Raw genomic sequence first — 992 nt, 5'->3', positions numbered from 1 at the left:
CCCAGCATGATCATCTGGGGTGGCGCGCCGAGTTACGCGACAGGCTCGATCAGGGCACGAGCGACCGGCGCCCACGTGGCGGACGTGGGTGTGTCCTTCGTCCGTCACCTCGGCGTCGGGGTGCAGAGCCGGACAGCCGTGTCGACATCGTGCACCCGGTGTACGACCAGGTAGTCGGTGATCGGCTCGGGGAGCTCGGCCGGGGGAAGGTGACTGCTGTGGTGTCCCTGCGGCCACCGTGATCTCTCTCGCTGCGGGAGGGTCAAGGTCCACCGTCGATGAGTTCGGGAGAGCCCGGCGGTCTACATCCTCATGGGCATCCTCAGCTACGCGATGAGCATCTCCCTCGACGGCTACATCGAGGACGGGACGGGCAGCATCGCCTTCTCCCGTCCGGACGAGGAGGTGCACCGCTTCGCCAACCAGCAGGCTCGCGAGACGGCGGCGTTCCTGTTCGGCCGCGGCCTCTACGACGTCATGGAGGAGTTCTGGACGGCGCCCGAGCGGGCCGACGGGCACGAGGTGGAGGCGGAGTTCGCCCAGCTGTACGTCGCGACGCCGCGGATCGTGTTCTCCGACTCGCTGGAGTCGGTCCCGCCCGGGTGCCGGCTGGTGCGGCGCGCCGACGCGATCGACGAGGTGGTCCGGCTCAAGCAGGAGACCGACGGCGACCTGGCCGTCGGAGGTGCCGGCCTGGCCGCGTCGCTGCTGGACCTGATCGACGAGTTCCGGCCGAGGGTGTTGCCCGCAGTCCTCGGCGGTGGCAAGCCGTACTTCCCGACGGGCTCGGACCTGCGGCTGCGGCTCGTCGAGCAGCGCGTCTTCCGCGACGGCACCGTGCACCTGTGTTATCGGAGGATCGACCGGTAGCTCAGCCGCACACGACCGTTGCGGCGAGCGCAGTCCCCCTGGTGGTGGGCCAGCGCCGAGGACGTTGGCCATGACCACGGCGCGCGGTGGGGGTGGTGGCGCCGAGCGGGTAGTCGAGCACG

1 protein-coding gene is annotated in these 992 nt (G+C 70.2%); it reads left to right on the top strand.

What is annotated here, in order from left to right; translation table 11 throughout:
• Positions 1-312 precede the first annotated feature (312 nt).
• Entirely contained in the window at positions 313-870 is a 558-nt protein-coding gene (locus BGP03_RS27565; protein WP_296366745.1) for a dihydrofolate reductase family protein, read from the top strand.
• Positions 871-992: the final 122 nt, after the last annotated feature.

It is taken from the genome of Pseudonocardia sp. 73-21 (genome assembly GCF_001899645.1).
Lineage (GTDB): Bacteria > Actinomycetota > Actinomycetes > Mycobacteriales > Pseudonocardiaceae > Pseudonocardia.
This window is presented reverse-complemented; position numbering and strand designations above follow the sequence as displayed.

Coding starts and splice junctions, on each gene's coding strand:
- BGP03_RS27565 (WP_296366745.1), top strand. CDS start 313: ATGGGCATCCTCAGCTACGCGATGAGCATCTCCCTCGACGGCTACATC.